Origin of the sequence: Thiorhodococcus minor, assembly GCF_010820565.1 — a bacterium.
GTDB classification, from domain to species: domain Bacteria; phylum Pseudomonadota; class Gammaproteobacteria; order Chromatiales; family Chromatiaceae; genus Thiorhodococcus; species Thiorhodococcus minor.
On record NZ_JAAIJQ010000035.1, the window covers coordinates 44,118 to 60,973 of the forward strand.

Below are 16,856 nucleotides of genomic sequence, written 5' to 3' on the forward strand. Positions count from 1 at the left end.
CCCAGCGATCCACTCGTGAAGGGGCTTACACATCATCAGCAGGGCGCATTGGAGGAGGCCATCGCGGCCTATCTGCAGGCGCTTAGGGCTCGACCGCATCGGGTCGTTGCATGCTACAACCTCGGCGTCGCGCTGATCGATGCCGGCATGGGGCTGAGCTCCCTGCCCTTTCTCAAGCGCGCCCTGCTGCAGAAGCCCGATTCTCAGGTGTTTCGGGGCGCGGTGCTCTACGCCTTGACGCGCTCCGGGCGCTTCGCCGAGGCCCAGGTGGTCATCGATGACGGCGAGCGATCCGGGCTCGCGGCTGAGACCCTGGCGCGATGGACGGAATGGCTGAAGGCCCAAGCGCCCGGATCTGGGGACGCGGATGGCGATGCCTTGCCGAGGCCGAGCCCCGCGCAAGCGATGCCCGAGCTTCCCGACGCGCCACTGATGCTGCCGAGCGCTTCTCAGGCTCAGGGGCGACTTCGAGAGCCCTTCGATCAAGCCCTGCGTGATTATCAGGCCGGGCGGTTCGAGGCGCTGCTAGATCGCCTGCGGCCATTGCTCGGGGAGCTGCCGTCGTGGGGTGAAGGACACCACCTCTCTGGCTTGGCCTTGATGGCCCTGAAACGTTTCGATCTGGCGGCGTCCTCGCTCGAGCGTGCCGCCGAGCTGATTCCGGGGCGCGGCGAGCTCTGGGATCATCTGGGAGTCGTCTATGCGCGGCTCGGTCGCACCGATGGTGTGATGCGCGCCTTCGAGCAGTCGCTCGTCCTGAGCCCGCTGCGGGCGGAGACCTGGAATAATGCGGCGGACGCGGCACTGCGGCGAAACGACTTGCCGGCCGCCTATCAGTCGGCCTTTCAGGCCCTGCGGCTGAATCCGGCGCTGACCTCCGCGAGCTATTGTCTGCTGCAGGCGGCTTATAAGCTGGACGAGGCTGCCGCCGACTCGGAGGAGCTGCGTGGCGCGCCCTCGGATTGGCTGAGTGTCGCCGTGAAAGCCGTCAAGGCCAGCGCGGTCGATCCCGAGCACGTCCTGACGGTCTCCTCGTTTCTGTCCGATCTCGGTCAATTCGAGCATGCCGCGGAGATGCTGAAGCTCAGCTTGGAGCGCTCCGGCAACCAGCCTCCGACCTTGCTCGCCAACCTCGTCAGGAACCAGCGCCATGCCTGTGACTGGGAGGGGCTTGCCGAGAGAGAGGCTTGGCTGAGCGGTTTGGCCCGTGATTCGGAGGCTTCAGTCGTGGAGCCGTTCGTCGCCATGACGGTCGCTGCCTTGGGCCCCGCGGATTTGCTGCGGATTGCTCGCCAGCGTGCCCAGGCCTACCGGCCCTGGCTCGAGCGCGCCCTTCCTCGCCCGAGTCGTCACCAGGCAAGCCTCGACCGGCGTATCCGGATCGGCTACTTGTCCGATGATTTCCAAGACCATGCGACAGCCTACCTGACGGCCTCGGTGTTCGAGCATCACGATCGCCAGCGCTTCGAGGTCTTTGCCTACTCGACGGGTCTCGATGATGGTGGCGTCATGCGTCGTCGCTTGGCGAGCGCATTCGAGCATTTCGTGGATATCCGCTCGCTTGGACACCCGGAGGCGGCCGACCGGATTTGCGATGACGGCATCGATATTCTGGTCGATCTCAAGGGCTACACCAAGAATGCCCGTCTCGAGATCCTGGCAATGCGCCCGAGCCCGATCCAGATGACCTGGCTCGGTTTTCCGGGCGGCCTTGGGACGTCCTTCATCGACTACCTGATTGCTGATTCGGAGGTCGTTCCCGCCGAGCAGGCCGCGCACTACGACGAGGCGATGGCCTATCTGCCGGACGCCTATGCCCCGGTCGACCCGCAGCGCAGGGTCGCCCCGACGCCAGCGCGCGCTCAAGCCGGTCTGCCAACGAAGGGATTCGTCTTCTGCTGCTTCAATGACCCCTACAAGATCACGCCCGAGGTATTCGGCTGCTGGTGCGGGCTGCTGAAGGAGGTGCCGGGGTCCGTGCTTTGGCTCTATGCGCGCACGCCAGCGATCCGTGGCAATCTAGTGCGCGAGGCCGAGGCGCGCGGGGTCGCCGCGGAGCGGCTTGTGTTTGCGTCGAAGCTGCCTCAAGCCGAGCATCTTGCGCGACTCGCACTCGCGGACCTCTTCTTGGACACCTGGCCGGTCAATGCGCACACGACTGCATCGGATGCCCTCTGGATGGGCGTCCCTGTCTTGACGCGAGCCGGAGAGACATTCGCCTCGCGGGTGGCTGCGAGCCTCTTGACGGCGACCGGCCTGCCGGAGCTGGTGACCTCGACGCTTGAGGCTTACCAGGCCCGCGCCCTGGAGATTGCGACCTCGCCGGACTTGGCCGTCCAGCTTCGCCGGCGATTGGCCGAGGCCCGCCGGCAAGCGCCTTTCTTCGACGTGGCGCGCTTCACGCGCAATCTCGAGGGACTCTATGAGCGTGCCTGGGAGCGATATGCCTCCGGGGCCGAGCCAGGTCAGCTCGAGCCACGCCAATCCGGCTCCTGATCGGTCACTGCCTAAGCCCGGGCTCACCAAAAACGGTTGCGAGATGCGTCCGACACCAAAGATAATTCAGGGATGAGGGAATATGAGCTGCGCGTTGCGACGACCGCTGACGAGCCTGCCCTAATCGAGCTGTTCGGTCTCGTGTTCGGAGAGGGTCGGTCGTCCGAGGAGTGGCGCTGGAAGTTCGTCGCCAGTCGCGATCTCGCGGATGGCTACGAGCCAGCGGACTCGATGGTCGCTGTGACTACCGATGGGGCAATTGTTGCTCATGCGGGTGTCGTCACCTTGCCTGGCTACTTCAAGGGGGCGTCCATACCCTTCGTGCAGGTCTGCGATGTCATGGTCCACCCCAAGCATCGGGGCGGGATCGGCAAGGGGAATCTCTTTACCGCTTTGCTGCGGACACTTCTTTCGCGGGTCGCGGAGCGACTCCCAACGGCTTTCGCCTATGGCTTTCCCGGTCGCGGTCCCTACCTCGTCGGCGAGCGGGCTCGGGTCTACGAGCTGATCGAGGTGGCCGCCAAGATCGAGATTCCCGCCAAGCGGAGCTGGGCCGCTTCTTGGCGGGTCGTGGATTTGAGCTGGGACGATCGGCGACTGGATGCGGTCTGGGATCGATTGAAGGAGGCGATCGGCCTCGGCCTCGTTCGGAACGGCGCCTACTTGCGCTGGCGCTATGCGAGCAGCCCGACTTCGCGCTATCGGCTTGTTGGGCTGGTCCGCTTTGGTCGACTCAACGGCTGGGCTGTCGTGTGCTCCGCCGGAGGCGAATGGCGCGTCGTCGATATCTTGGCGCTGCCATCCCAGTTGTGGAACAGTATGCGGGCCGTGGCCGCCTACCTCGAGCGGCGCTCGGGGGCGTCGGAGCTATGGGGCTGGCTTCCGGGCGCATGGCGTGAGCGCCTTCATCTGACCGGGGTCGAGACCCCGGTGATGGCGACAGCCATGTGCTGGCGTGGCCCTATCCCAGCCGAGGTGGCGCGCGAGCACCTGTACTATACGATGGGGGATGTCGACATTTTTTAGGGTCGCCTTCTAGTAAGCTCGGCCACTGTGTGGTAAGTGCCGTGTTATGAGGGGCGGGCGTTCTCTATAGAAGCCATGCTGGTGGCATGATGGTGGGAATCCCGCTCGCTTCCAGTGCGGGTGCGCTTGGCAGGAGAGGGCGCTTGGCTGCGTTCTGCGAGCATCTCGAGCTGGCTCCGTCAAGCAAAAGATGCCTCGGTCAATATCTTGCGCCCTAGAGCGCGGCTTTTGCGCCAACTGTAGCGTGCGCGCAACATGCGGCTTCGATTACCCGAAAACGCGCTCGAATGCAGTGACTTGGGCGATTCCAGCGGTTCCAGTGCAGTCTGAGGGCTTGCTGCGAAGCGTCTCTAAATCGATCGATGTGGGTTGACAACAACAATTTGTGGTGTAGACTCCTGATCGAGCCGCGAGCCAGCGTGGCATGCGTTTCGGATGAGCAGACCTAACTGCAACCTCCATCACGGGTAGTCCACGAGATCCGGAATACTCATAAATTTGACTAGTTTGTAACGTGTGAATCACAGGAGAACTTCAGCGATGTTTGCAAAGAACACACTCGCATCCGCGGTCGCGGCAGCTATCGGTGTCTCGGCGGTCGGAGTCGCACAGGCCGACAGCGTCTTCTTCCCTTACGCTGCAATCAGCCAGACGGTCACGACGATCGCTAGCGTGATCAACACCACCGCTAACAACTGGGACCAGGCAGGTAACATAGCTACCACCCACCTGCACTACCGTTTCTACTACAAGTCCGGTCCGGCCGTGAATGACTTGTTGGCTCCTTGCGAGGAGTACAACGAGTATCTGCCGACCAGTCAGTACGACATCCAGACCATCGACCTGGGCGGCATCTTCGCAGCCGAGACCGCAGGCGTCATGTTCAATGACCCGAGCATCAATAACAAGTGGGCGCAGACTGGTCGCGACTATGCGTTCGGTCGCAACGTCGCCCCGGCTCGTGGGTACCTCTACGTCGACAACAGCGATGGGACCGTCACCGACACACTGGCTGGCGAGGCATTCATGTTCGAGTTCGGCAGCGGTGCGGCTTGGGGATACCAGGCCTACAACTCGGATACCGCGAGCTACATCCCGGCTGCGTCCGAGAGCCCGTCGAACGTTGCTATCATGCCCTTCGACGAGATCACGACCGCCTTCTTCGTAACCCCGGTGGATGGCGATCAGGCACCTGATTTCGCCAACAACTATCGTGCGCGCGTCGAATTTGTCACCTCGGCACGCGGTGACCTTTATGACCGTGACGAGAACCTGATTTCCGGCACCATTCCCCAGGATGTCGTCTGTGTCGGTCGTGTGGAAGCTGCCGACATGCTCAGCGACGGTACCCGGGCTCGCGTCGTCGACGGCGGCTGGGCACGTCTCTGGAACTATCGTGTTGTCCCGAATGCGACCGCAACGTCCTGGGTTCCGGCTGAGTTCGCGGCAGACAATAGCGCAGTCATCTCCCCGAGCGCCGATCGCAACGACTGGGATGACGGTGCCGTGGTTATCAAGCTCGAGTACAACCTCGGCGGCACCCTCAACGGTGAGTCCGTCGGTGGAGTCTTCAACAACTCCATCATGTTCGCCCCCGAGTGAGCTAGCTTGCCTTAGCAAGTGCTGAGTAAGGCTGACTCTCCTCCGTCCCCTGAAGATTTGCCTCGTAGACTGATAACTGAAGTGAGTCCCAAAGTGTCCATGATCCTTAGAATACTGAGCGCCTGCGGTGTGATCTTCCTCGGGAGTCTCGCCTTTGCTACCGACGAGGGCGCTCCCGCCGTATCGCTTGATCCTCTAGGCGCAGAGCTTATGGATGCGAATGGCGTTTGGGACGCTAGCTCCGACTCATCCGGCAAGCTATGGCTCGCCTACTATGACGCAGGACGCCTGCTTCGCCTTCGCGGACCAGATGGAGACGAGCGCTTGCTCGTACCGGATGATCGGGCTCAGGCCCCCTCCGGACTTGCGCTTACGGGGCTGCGAGATGGTGCTGCGGTCATGTGGCGCGACAAACATCCCAGGAAGGGGCTCTATTTCCTCACTTCCGCATCGGAAGATGCCAAGCCGGCAGAGGTTGGTGATGACACCGAGCCGCTCGCACGCTTCGTCGCGCGCTCCGACTCGACAGGTGACGTGCATCTTCTCTGGTACGGCGAGAAGCTCGGCGAGCCCACTGGGAGCGAGCACAACCTTTACTACGGGCGGTGGCGAGAAGCCGATCCGGCCGCGACCGCCCCGGAGCTCGTGATGCCGGGAATCTATCCCGTGATGACGGTGAAGCCTTCCGGTGACGTCATGGCCTTCAGCTGGCAGCCGAGTGAAGACGGTGGCCGTGTCTATTCTCGCTTTCGACCAGCCAAGGGTGGTGAGGCCTCAGGTGAAAATCGTTTTCAGGATGCGGTCGTTATTGCGGCGGTGCCGCAAGTTACCCCGATCGTTCGAGCCTTCACCTCGGGGGAGCGGTGGCTGTTCGTTTGGCTCGGCCAGTACGGCGCGGACCGCCGAGATTTTCGTCTAGAGGGCGCTTACTCGGATGACAATGGCACGAGCTGGACGCGTTTTGCCCTCGACGATTTGCGCGGATTCGACGTTGCGAGCCTGCAGGTCGCCGCCGATGCAAAGCAGCACATCGTGCTCGTGGTAACGGCACGTGATCGCAGTGCCAACGATGATTCCAAGCAGAACGTATTTGCGCTCCATTCCGCCGATGCGGGAACGACCTGGTCCTCCGCGGTCGCTTTGCGTCGGCCTACGCCGGTTGAGCAAGAAGGCGGGACGGAAGATCAGGACCCGCTGGCTCTATTTAGCGCCCGCAACCCTTCGGTAGCGTTCGGGGCGACTCCAGGTGAAGTGTTGGCAGTCTGGGAAGATTGGCGGGGCATTCGCGCCGGAATCTACGCCGCCGTGTCTAGAGACTACGGCAAGACATGGTCGACAAGCGTCAGCCCGTTGATGGCTTTGGCGGGTGCGAATCTGGGCCTCCGCTACGAGCCGAATGCCATCTTTCCGTCCGATGCCGGCTACAGCGTCGTCGCCGAGCGTTATAGCGACGACACTCTGGAGAAAAAGCGTCTTGTGAGGCTCGATATTCCGTCCTCGCGCGTTGTTGCCATCGCAGAGGGCGCCGGAGCTTCGCCTTGGCCGGGCGACACCGAGGTCGTCAAGCAGGCCCTGCGCGAGCGCGCGACCGCGTATTGGAATGCCATCAAAGAGGGTGAGTTTTCGGACACCTACGAGTATCTCGACCCCTTTTTCAGAGCCCGTTTTCCCCTGGATCGTTACTTGGCAACGATGGGGAGGATCAAATACAGCCAAGCTGACGTCGAGGGAGTCCGAATCGCCGGTTCTATTGCAGAGGTGTCGACGCGAATTCGTGCCTCTATTCCAGAGTTTAGGATGCCGACGACTGGTGAGCTTGTCAGCCGCCCGGAACGTGAGGTGACTGTAAAGAACAGATGGCTTTGGATCGACGGGCGTTGGCTCAAGGAATTCCGCGTCGAGTCTCAGGATGTTGTCTTTACGCGCTACTGATCGACGTTGCAGGCTAGAGGCTTGGACGCGTTGCTGGGGGACTGCCTAAGGCATCGTTTGATCGCGCATGGCATGGGATCCTCCCCTCGAACCTCAGTATGCGTCTACTGATCCTTCACCAAGCGTCGGTCTTTGGCGGCGCGGAGCGCACGACCAAGAATCTGATCCAACACTTGGATCGGGGGCTCGTCCGGCACCTTTCGGTGGCCGCGCCCCTGCCGCTCCGCGAGCACCTTCCCGCCTCGATCGACGCCTTTTTCGATACCTCTGGCAGAATTCGTCACGGCTGGCTCAGCTCCGCTAGAGGTCTCGCAACGGATGTCTCCGAGGCTGCCAGTCTCATCGCCGATGCGTCCCCGGATGTCGTTCTGGGCATGATGCACTACTCAGCGGCACTTGCCGTCTTTGGCGTGAAGGCGAAGCGCCTGCCGGTCAAGACGGTCGGGAGCTTCAGAGGGCCGGTCTACGAGCACATGCGGCTCTACGAGCATGGCGTCAGACGCAAGGCCTTTCTGCGCGTCGTCGTCGGTGCCACGGCGCGTTTGGCCGACCGCATGATCGTGCCTTCTCATGGGACCGCGCGGGAGCTTGTGCGCCGGTTCCTTGGACCTGCGTCGAGAACCTTGGTAATCCCCAACGGCATCGATAGCGATCAGGCGCGGGCGGACGCCAGGGCGCCGGCGGATGGGGTCGGCGATTTACCGCCGCATCTGCCTCGGCTCTGCGTTGCCGCTCGTCTATCGGCCGAAAAAGACCTTGGCTTGCTGCTCGAAGCCTTCAGGCGGGTGCAGGAGCGGGCGCCATCCTCGCTCATCGTCGTCGGAGATGGCCCTGACAGGGAGCGCCTCCAGGGGCTGACCGAGCAATGGGGGCTGCGGGACAGGGTCCGATTTCTCGGCCATCGGGCGAACGTCTACCCATATCTCGCCGCCGCCGACCTCTATGTGCATACCTGTCACTTCGAGGGCTTTGGGTATACGATGCTCGAGGCGATGGCCTGCGGATGTCCCGTCGTCGCGACCGACTGTCCCTATGGTCCAAGGGAGATCATCGGGGAGAACGCCTTCGGTGTGCTCGTGCCGATGAACGACCCGGGGGCGCTCGCGCAGGGGATTTCCGACCTGCTGAAGGATTCTGGGCGTCGGAGCCAGCTCGCCGAGCTCGGGTTGGTACGCGCGCAGCAGTTGTCGATCGAACGCATGGTCGGTGGCTACGAAACCGCCTTTCGAGAGCTGTTGGCTTGACTCTCGACGCAGTTAGCAAAGGCCTGTAGATCGTCACTCTGGGTCCGCTGGAGGCGGCATTCGGCACGGGGTGATCGGCATCTAGCACCATCGGCCTGCGATGCATTGGACAGTCCAGCCCATCGGCACAGACATTACGCACTACGCTTCAACGCGGCGCATCTTGGATGACTCCGATAAGCCTTCGCTGTTTCCATGGACCGAGCTCTCTTTCTCCGTCTCCTCGCCTCCATGCTGGGGGGCACGATCGTTACGCTAGCGGCACTATCGGCCGTCTATCGCTTCACGGACGTTGCGAATCCACCGTCCATTGTGCGCGCCGCGTCGGCGCTTCAGCTCGTCGAAGGCGAGGGGCAAAAGACCGCCGAGGCGCTTGAGGTCACCAAATCCTCTCCAGGCCGTCCAGTCGTCGTTCAAGCAGCGGTTCGGCCTTTTCAGGCCGAGCGATTTCTTCGCTTCAGGTGGAGCGTCCAGGGGTTATCGCCTCAGCAGGAATTGAGGCTCATCTGGGCGACCAGCGCGTCGGGTGCGCGGCCGATCGTCCGTCGTGTCACGGAGCGCGAAGCAGGTGCGGCCGCCGTCGATCTGTCGGCTGAGGCGCGATGGGCTGGGGAGATCACGGCGATCGGGCTCGTCGTCTTGGGGCCGCTCCATCAGCCACTGGTCTTCAGTCGCTTCCTGTTGGAGCCGAAGCCTCCCACGCTAAGTGATATCCGCTCTGAGATCGCGGCGGATTGGACCAGCAAGGAAGGCTGGACTGGCCACTCGATCAACTTTGAGTATTCGGGGCGACCAAACAGGGGAATCCCCCCTGTCTCACAGGTCGCACTTTGGCTCGCAATCTCCGCGGCCCTTTATCTCGCCATGGCTAGGCCGTGGCGAGCACCGCAAGGGCTGGCTCCCTATCTGGTGATGATCCTGATCGGCTGGGGCATCCTGGATCTGCATGGAATGTCGGCGTTATGGGGCCGTCTGCAGGAGACGACAGTGCTCTACGCCGGGAAGGACGCGAGCGAGCGCGCAGCCGCTGGTCCAGACGCACGCTTCTACCCATTTCTGCAGGCAGTGCGGGAACGGATCTCACCCTCTGCCGCACGGCTCTTCATCCTGTCGGCCGAGCCTGACGCCTATCTGGCGGCCAAGAGTCGCTTCCATCTGTTTCCGGTCAATTCCTATGCAACTGTGGCGATCGATCGCAGCACTGGGGTAGGTCCCGGAGATTACCTTCTCATCCTCGGGGCGCCGAATCATGCCGAATACGACCGCCAACGGGAGCGCCTCATCCTAGGTGACCTTCGTCTTGCGGCGGACTTGGAGCTCATGGCTCCGGGGTTGGGCTCGCTCTTTCACATCAAGGCGGAAGGCTGATATGGGCTGGGTTGGCGTCGTCTTGGCAATGACCCTTCCTGGCCTCGCTTGCGCGGCCTTGATTCGGCGGTTCCTGCTGAAAGAGGAGCCCGGCGCTTGGTCTCTTGCGCTGGGATACGGCTACCTCGTCGGCATGCTCGTCGCCGCCTCGCTGCTCCGGCTGCTTGCGCCCTTAGGCTTGACGGTGTCGTTCTGGCTGGCGCTCTTGTGCTTCCTGCCTGCTTTGGCCTTCGCGATCAGAGAGATGCTTCCGGCCAAGAGGCGCCTGCTCGGGCTGCGCCCCGCCTGGCCCCTGTCGATCTCGCGCCTCATCGGCTGGAAACCCGCTTTGTCCATTCTGCTGCTGGCATGGCTGGCCGCGAGAGCGACGATTCTCGCCTCCGAGGTGTGGCTCCAGCCTCTCTTCCCATGGGACGCCTGGACGACCTGGGCGGCGCGGGCGCGCGTCTGGTGCGAGCTTGGACAACTGGTACCCTTCGTCTCCGCGAACGATTGGCTGACCAGCTCGGGCTCGGGGGCTTATACCATTGCTGCCTGGAGCTATCCAAAGACAGTTTCCTTGATCGCGCTGTGGTCGGCGCTTGCCTATGGAGGCTGGAATGACACTGCGGCCAATCTGCCCTGGCTAGGATGCTATGTCGCGCTCGGTCTCGGTTTCTACGGCCAGGCGAGGCGCTGGGGCGCGGATGTGGCCCCCAGCTTGGTTTTCCTATGGATGCTCCTCTCGATCCCCTTGCTAAATGTCCATGTCGCCCTGGCAGGATACGCGGACATCTGGCTTTCGGCTGTCTTTGGCTTGAGCGCGATCGCCCTAGTCCATTGGGCCGCGAATGGCGACCCGCGTCAGGCCGTCTTGGCGGCGATCCTCGCTGCCTTCCTCCCCTTCATCAAACATGAAGGCGCCGTCTGGGTTTCGCTCCTGGCCTGTGCCGCCATCGTGGCAAGCGTGCGCCCGCGCTGGATTCTCATGGCGATTGCCGGGCTCGCCGGTGGTCTAGGCCTGGTCCTGTCGACAGGCGGTCTCGCTCTGACGATCCCTCTACTCGGCTCCCTGGAGCTGCGTCCTGACCACTTGAGACTCTTCGCCTTGGCGGAGCTCGATCTCGGCTTTCACAACAGCTGGCCCGCGACCGTGGACAACCTTTTCATCTATGGGAATTGGAATCTATTGCTCTATCTTCTGGTTCCAGCGATTCCTTGGGGGCTGGCGCGGCTTGCTCGGACGGGTGACTCGCCTTGGCTGCGTGCGGAGCTGGCACTCGTGTTGAGCAGCCTGGCAGCCCTCTTCGTCCTATTCTTCCTCACGGATGCGCATCGATGGGCGGAGCGATCGACTAGTGTTTCCAGGCTCGTGCTGCACTTCACGCCGGTCTATGTCTTCTATCTGTTCTCCCTTTTCTGCCTCCCTCGAGCGCAGATCCCCGGCCCGTCTGCGGCCGTGCCCGATCGAGCCTGATCGGCTCGTCGCTGCGCTCCCCGTTGCAATGCACCTCAATGTTTCATCTGAGCACGCGCTGATAGACCTCTGAGACCCGCTGGACAATCGAATCCAAGCCGAGCTCGCGGTCCAGGGCCATCGTTCCGGTCAGGCCGAGCCGCTGGCGCAGCTCTCGGTCATCCCGAAGTCTCGCTAGGCAGGCGCGCAGCGCATCGACATTCCTGGGCTCGGCGAGAAGCCCGTTCTGAGCGAGCCGAACGACCCAGCCCGTACCGGATCCGAGGATATCGCTGACGACGACGGGCTTCGCGAAGTGCATTGCCTCGAGCTGAACGAGGCCGAAGGCCTCGGTTCGCTCGATCGATGGCAGGCAGACGACGTCAGAGGTTTCGAGCAGTGCGCTGAGGCGATCCTGGGGCTGGTAGCCAAGCAGGCGGACGCGCTCGTTCAAGCCTTGGCTGCGAACGAGGGCTTCGAGCTGAGGACGCAGCTCGCCAGCGCCAACGATGAGAAGTCGGCTAAGCTCCAGTCCTGCGATTGCCCTAATGAGGTATTCGTGCCCTTTGTAGTAAGTGAGGCGTCCGATGGTGAGTACCCGGAGCTCGGCCTTGCCCCAAAGCCGATCGGCTTCCGCCACAAGATTCGCCGGCGGCCGGGTGACGCGCTCCCGATCAAGGCCCAGGGGTATGACCGTACACCGCTCCTGCCAAGGCTGGAGCGCCTCGCTGGCTTGCAGATAGGTTGGCGAGGTTGCGATGATGGCGCGGCTTCTCTCGAGCAACATCCTCTCGAACGGTCGGTAAAGCCGATAGGCCGCCGCCAAACGGCGGTCGATCAGGGATGGGACGACGTCCGAATGCCAGTGCACGACCCATGGGAGCCGCCGGGCGGCAGGAATTGCCAGCGCAAGGAGTGCGGAGGTATTCGGTAAGTGGAGATGGAGCAAATCCGGCCGGAGCTCGGCGATAGCCCGCTTCAGCCAAATCGGAAAGCCAGGGCTAACGGGCGCATAGAGGACCTGGCCGAAGCTGGGTGCACGGAATACTCGGATCGGGCTGTCGCTCGTGGCATCTGGGTCGATCTTCGGCCCAGGGGCGCTGTGTACGAGGGCGGCGACCTCGATCCCAGCGCGGCTTTGAGCGCCTGCTAGGTCAGCTAGGAAGTGCTCGATACCGCCCGCGACCGGCGGGAAGTATTTCCCGATATGGAGAACGCGCATGAGCGAGCTAGGCTTCCCCCTGGTCTTGATCGGCGGGCGTTTGATGGAGCCTATGCTCCGACGACCTGGCTCTGCTTTCCTGGCGCGCTTGCATGATGGCTATCTGCTGGGCCAGTCGGCGAATCTGTCTCTCTTGCCGTGATCGCTCGAGATCCATCGTCAGGATCTTGAGGAGGAGGAGTCCGAGTCCCAGCACCATCGCGAGCATCGGCGGATAGCTCACGCCCATCCGAACGGCGACATAGTCGATGATCCTTGGAAACAGCCCCAGCAAGACAGCCATACAAGCGGCTGCAACCCACCACAGCGCGTAAGGGCCGTGCAGGTGATCTCGGCGAACGAGGAAGAGAATGACGACGCCGATCATCAAACCGATCGCCGTCGAGGTCATTTGGTAGGTCATTCGTCGAATCGGTCCTGATTTCTTGCCGAAGAGCGGCGTCCGTGTCCAATTCGGGCGATGCAAAGAATGCTGGTTTGAGCCATGTATTTTCCGACTGTCCACCAGGAGTCGAAAATCCGTGACGCCCCTAGGGAGCGAGGTCGCATGGGTACGCTGACCTCGCGCGTCCTCAGGCGATGTCTATGGAGTATCAAGAGCACCCCGACGTCCTGATAGTCGAGCAAGGTCGCCTCCCGGGAGGCGAGCAGCTCCATGGCCCGGCGATTGTAGGCGCGAAAGCCCGAGGTGATGTCTTCGAGCTTCAGGCCGGTCAGCAGCCGAAAATACTCCCACGCCAGTTGCCGAGCCCGGCTCGCGCGTGCCGGGTGGGCGCCGATGACGGCATCGGCATCTCCGGCCTCGAGCGGGGCCAGAAGGGCGGCGATGTAGCTCGAGTCATGCTGACCATCCGCGTCGAGCGTAACGGCGGTTTGGTAGCCTTGTGCGACCGCGTATCGCAAGCCGGTCTGAATCGCACCCCAAGCGCCGAGGCGCAGCGGTAAACGAATGACGGTAGCGCCCTCCGCACGAGCGATATCACCAGTGCCATCAGTGCTGCAATCATCGACAACCAGGACGTCGAAGCGCCATTCGGCACGCACGGCCGCGACGACAGCGCCGATGGTAACGGCTTCGTTCCGGGCGGGCATGATCGCGACGACCGGCAAAATGGTGGTCTTGTGCATCGAGCTGAGGTCTCGGGATCGGGGGCGTGGTGCCTCGCCTGTGCTCGCGGCTCGAGACGGAGCGGGCGGCAAGCGTGAGTGCGTCTTCAGTGGCCTGAGTCTTCCCGGCCTGCCGGGGGGCTGCTCGACATCCGATGGGATCGCATGATGCGAAAGCGATCGCTCACGGAATTCCTGCCGATGAGGCCGCTTGTCGGGAATTGTACCGGAGAGTGTCGGGCTCGTGGCGCTAGCGCCCGTGAGCAGCATGCATCGGGTCCCCGATCAGCCCCGATCACATCGGATGGAACAGCAGGCGCGGCATCAGCGCCCCTGTCGTCGAAATTCGACGGAGTCCTCAATCTTCGCCGATGCGATGATCCGTCGCTTGATCGATGCCGCGGTTCCGTTAAACTTCGATGAGGTGAGTCTGGCTGACGGCCAGGCGGCGTAGCATGGCGATCCTCGCTACGTTCTCGGCCCGCTATTTGACCAAGGATCGAACTATGAATTTGCTCGCACGATTGATAGTGAGTGGCGCTCTTTGTGCTTCAATGGCTGCCAACGCCGCTTCGCTGGGCGGTTATCCCGCTGACGCGACTTGTGCGGACGAGCGGAACGAGAGCTACGCACAAGGATTCGCGGCCGGGGACGAGAACGGTTACAACCGCGGCTATCAGGTCGGCTTTGGCGACGGATCGGCCGCTCAGATCGCCGCTTGCGTCGCCGATCCCCAGGGCTGTGGCATCACGCTTGCCTCATGTATCCCAGACGCGACATATGGCGAGACCGAGCCGAACGACAATTTCATCACCGCAGATCCGCTTACCCTCGGAGTGGGCTTCTGGGGGCAAAATTACGGCGCTGCCGATCAGGACTGGTTCTATACCGAGACGTCCACAGCAAACCAGAACCTGATCATTGACTTTTCGGTGCCCGATTGGATCGAGGGGGCTGATCTTGCAGCCGGAGTCCCGGCGATCTGGAATCTGTCCGTACGCGATGCCGCCGGAAACATCTTCGCCAACTTCAACACCAATGTAGTTGGGGGTATTGAGGCGACGTCGAACGCTGTGACATACAGCGTAACCCTTGGTCTGGCCGGCACCTATTACGTCCTGGTCAAGCCAGTGATCGCCGATGAATTGTGCGATGACGGCTACTGCGCGAGCACTGCCTACTCGTATTCGGTCACGGCGTTCTTGCAGACCACAAACCTCGACAACAATCAGCCTATCGCAGGGTTTTACGACGCTGAGATCGAGCCGAACGATATCCCCAGCCATGCCAACCCGCTCGCGACCGGCGTGAGCATGTATGGTCTCATCAACCTGACGTTCAACATCCCGCTGGAGTCCACGGACGGAGAGGATGAGACTTACGTCTGGGGACAAGGCGAAAGCGACTGGTATGTGTATAAGAGCGATGGGAACGAAATCGTGACGCTGACGCTTTGCGCGAAGGAGGTGTGCGGTCCTGGCAATTGGTTCATTGAGGTCTACGATCAGGCGATGGCTCAACGCTGGGAGTCTGGCGAGAGCCGCGAAACCCTAACGCCTCTGCTGGCGTTCAATACGGATACGGTCGAGGATCCGTCCCAAACGTACCGACTCGGACTCAAAGATCCGGGCTACTACTTCATGCGCGTCAATCACAAGAGGCTCTTCGACGCCCCTTGCCTCTTTAACCAGCTTGTTTCGACGACCTCTGATACGGGCTTCGTCGGTGCTTGTGAGTGTGAAAGTGGTAATACCTGCTATGTTCCGGCAGATTGCAGTGACGAAGATCTTGGGCTTCTCTGCAGAAACGTCCCTGTTGACTGTGTCGTCGGCATCGAGGCTGGCTGCGCTTACATCGAAGATAGCCCCCCAGGCTGCGGCACAGCCGACGAAGAGGGGAATATCGAGGCGTGTGATACCTACCAAACACAGGCGCGGTGTACTTGCAGCCAATACGGGGGTGTTGTTGAAATTCCGGAGAATGAGTACAGCAGTCCATACAATTTCACTTGGCACAGTACGCAGCTTCCGACGAATACTATAGATACCGACGCCTATGAGGATTATCTGAATCGGTCGAATCCTTACGATTGATCCTCAGGCTTCGCCAACGAGATGCTGGGCAATGCGAGCAATCGCATTGCCCTTCTTGTTGCGGGAGTTATCTCTCGATACTGCGTGGAGGGCATGCGAGAGTAGAAACTGTGACAACAGCGAGATACTGCGGACCCGGTCGGCAGCTCATCCTGACGCTGAGTCGATCACGGCCGCGTTGCCGGTCGGCGGAACGCCGAGGATCTGGGTGAGCCCAGGTGCCTTGGTAGAATCCGGCATAGGTCGGCCCGGCATTCTGCATTCCGATCTTTAGCATCGCGTCGAACGCAGCCGTTGGCCAGAACCTACGATTGAACCGGAGGACGAACTCGTTGAGGTAAGCCTGAAGGTGCTTGGAGCTGACCCCGTGATGCGTGCCGAGGAGCCATGCATCAAGGTTGCCAAAGACAATATGGATCATCGGGAGGTGGGCGTCCGTAGTTGCGTGGTCGCCACGAACTGAGACACGGTCGTGTGTATGCCCGGCTGCCTCGAGTCGATCTTACCCGGTCCAACCATCAGTACGCACAATCGCCCCGGGCCGCACGGTTGCTTGAACAAACGGGACTAGCGTTTCCTGCTTCCGGTTTGTGACGACCTGAAGCCTGAGTCGCCCCGCCACAACACTCCTCCCATGCCCCCCTTTGGTGGACTTCGGCTCTGCCTCCCGGCGTATGCCCTTTCGCGCAGCGTCTTTCGCTTCCTCGCACGCATGCCCTCTGATCAAGTTCGAATCCTCGCCCGCGAACGGAATGGCCTGACGTGGGTACACTTCAACGGCGCCGATGACCAGCGTCTTGTGGTGGACGCCTTTCCCCTCATCCTGCGTCGCGCCGCCAACCAGCGTCTCGTCCACCTCAACGGGATACCGACTGCCGATCCAGTCTCGGTCGGGACGCGCCATCGCAGCGCGCAGCTTGCGGAGCATTCGGAAGGCTGTCTCATAGCGAGACATGCCCAGCCACTTCTGGAACTGGAGAGCGCTCATTCCGGGAGGACCATGCATAACAAGATAGGCGCCCCAAAACCAAGTGGATACGGAAACCTTGCTACGGTGCTTGCGGTCACCTGATTATTCACGAATCTCAGCCGACTCAGCCCCCACCGGCCTAAACTTCAAGTAGGGCAATCGGTTGGAGAGACGCCATGGCACAGAACCAGATTCAGTTTCAGAAGGGCTTGAGTCTACAGCAGTTTCTGGCGGACTACGGAACCGAGGAGCAGTGCGAGCAGGCCCTTGAGCGCTGGCGCTGGCCACAGGGGTTCATCTGCCCGCACTGCGGTCATCAGCACGAACCGGTGCGCCTGCGCACGCGAGCGCTGCTGCAGTG

The 16,856-nt window shown here is 61.9% G+C and carries 12 protein-coding genes and 2 pseudogenes; 9 read left to right on the plus strand and 5 right to left on the minus strand.

Annotation, left to right across the window (positions count from 1 at the left end):
- The first annotated feature begins 15 nt into the window (after positions 1–15).
- The 7 genes from G3446_RS13100 to G3446_RS13130 all read left to right on the plus strand — a co-directional run bounded on the left by G3446_RS13100 (position 16) and on the right by G3446_RS13130 (position 11,124).
- Entirely contained in the window at positions 16–2,496 is a 2,481-nt protein-coding gene (locus tag G3446_RS13100; protein WP_164453282.1) for an O-linked N-acetylglucosamine transferase family protein, read from the plus strand.
- Positions 2,497–2,568: 72 nt separating this feature from the next.
- Positions 2,569–3,522: a GNAT family N-acetyltransferase gene (locus G3446_RS13105; protein ID WP_164453283.1), complete on the plus strand. Its 954-nt coding sequence runs from the start codon at positions 2,569–2,571 to the stop codon at positions 3,520–3,522.
- Between the two features lie 540 nt (positions 3,523–4,062).
- Positions 4,063–5,124: a hypothetical protein gene (locus G3446_RS13110; RefSeq protein ID WP_164453284.1), complete on the plus strand. Its 1,062-nt coding sequence runs from the start codon at positions 4,063–4,065 to the stop codon at positions 5,122–5,124.
- Between the two features lie 399 nt (positions 5,125–5,523).
- Entirely contained in the window at positions 5,524–7,056 is a 1,533-nt protein-coding gene (locus tag G3446_RS13115) for a sialidase family protein (RefSeq protein ID WP_164453285.1), read from the plus strand.
- Between the two features lie 98 nt (positions 7,057–7,154).
- The gene (locus G3446_RS13120; protein ID WP_164453286.1) at positions 7,155–8,300 is read left to right on the plus strand and encodes a glycosyltransferase; all 1,146 of its coding nucleotides are present in this window, start codon (positions 7,155–7,157) and stop codon (positions 8,298–8,300) included.
- A gap of 195 nt (positions 8,301–8,495) precedes the next feature.
- On the plus strand, positions 8,496–9,668 hold the full coding sequence (locus G3446_RS13125; protein ID WP_164453287.1) for a hypothetical protein: 1,173 nt from the start codon (positions 8,496–8,498) through the stop codon (positions 9,666–9,668).
- Between the two features lie 28 nt (positions 9,669–9,696).
- Entirely contained in the window at positions 9,697–11,124 is a 1,428-nt protein-coding gene (locus tag G3446_RS13130; RefSeq protein WP_164453288.1) for a hypothetical protein, read from the plus strand.
- A 43-nt stretch (positions 11,125–11,167) separates the two neighbouring features.
- On the opposite strand, the gene G3446_RS13135 is transcribed toward G3446_RS13130, so the two are convergent.
- The 3 genes from G3446_RS13135 to G3446_RS13145 are packed head-to-tail and all read right to left on the minus strand — an operon-like array spanning position 11,168 to position 13,453.
- On the minus strand, positions 11,168–12,325 hold the full coding sequence (locus G3446_RS13135; protein ID WP_164453289.1) for a glycosyltransferase: 1,158 nt from the start codon (positions 12,323–12,325) through the stop codon (positions 11,168–11,170).
- 7 nt (positions 12,326–12,332) lie between these two features.
- The gene (locus G3446_RS13140) at positions 12,333–12,728 is read right to left on the minus strand and encodes a DUF2304 domain-containing protein (RefSeq protein ID WP_164453290.1); all 396 of its coding nucleotides are present in this window, start codon (positions 12,726–12,728) and stop codon (positions 12,333–12,335) included.
- Positions 12,725–13,453, minus strand: a complete 729-nt coding sequence (locus tag G3446_RS13145; RefSeq protein WP_164453291.1) for a glycosyltransferase family 2 protein — start codon at positions 13,451–13,453, stop codon at positions 12,725–12,727. The genes G3446_RS13140 and G3446_RS13145 overlap by 4 nt, the downstream gene beginning before the upstream one ends.
- A gap of 434 nt (positions 13,454–13,887) precedes the next feature.
- On the opposite strand from G3446_RS13145, the gene G3446_RS13150 reads away from it, so the two are divergent.
- Positions 13,888–15,525 (plus strand): hypothetical protein, encoded by a 1,638-nt coding sequence (locus tag G3446_RS13150; protein ID WP_245232482.1) that lies wholly within the window; start codon positions 13,888–13,890, stop codon positions 15,523–15,525.
- A gap of 67 nt (positions 15,526–15,592) precedes the next feature.
- Here the strand turns inward: G3446_RS13150 and G3446_RS29440 are convergent.
- Positions 15,593–16,015, minus strand: a pseudogene (locus G3446_RS29440) (transposase); the annotation flags it as partial.
- A gap of 12 nt (positions 16,016–16,027) precedes the next feature.
- Positions 16,028–16,594: pseudogene (locus G3446_RS29445) on the minus strand (IS1595 family transposase); the annotation flags it as partial.
- A 77-nt stretch (positions 16,595–16,671) separates the two neighbouring features.
- Here G3446_RS29445 and G3446_RS13165 point away from each other — a divergent pair.
- On the plus strand, positions 16,672–16,856 hold a 185-nt coding region (locus G3446_RS13165), incomplete at its 3' end, for a transposase (RefSeq protein ID WP_164451031.1).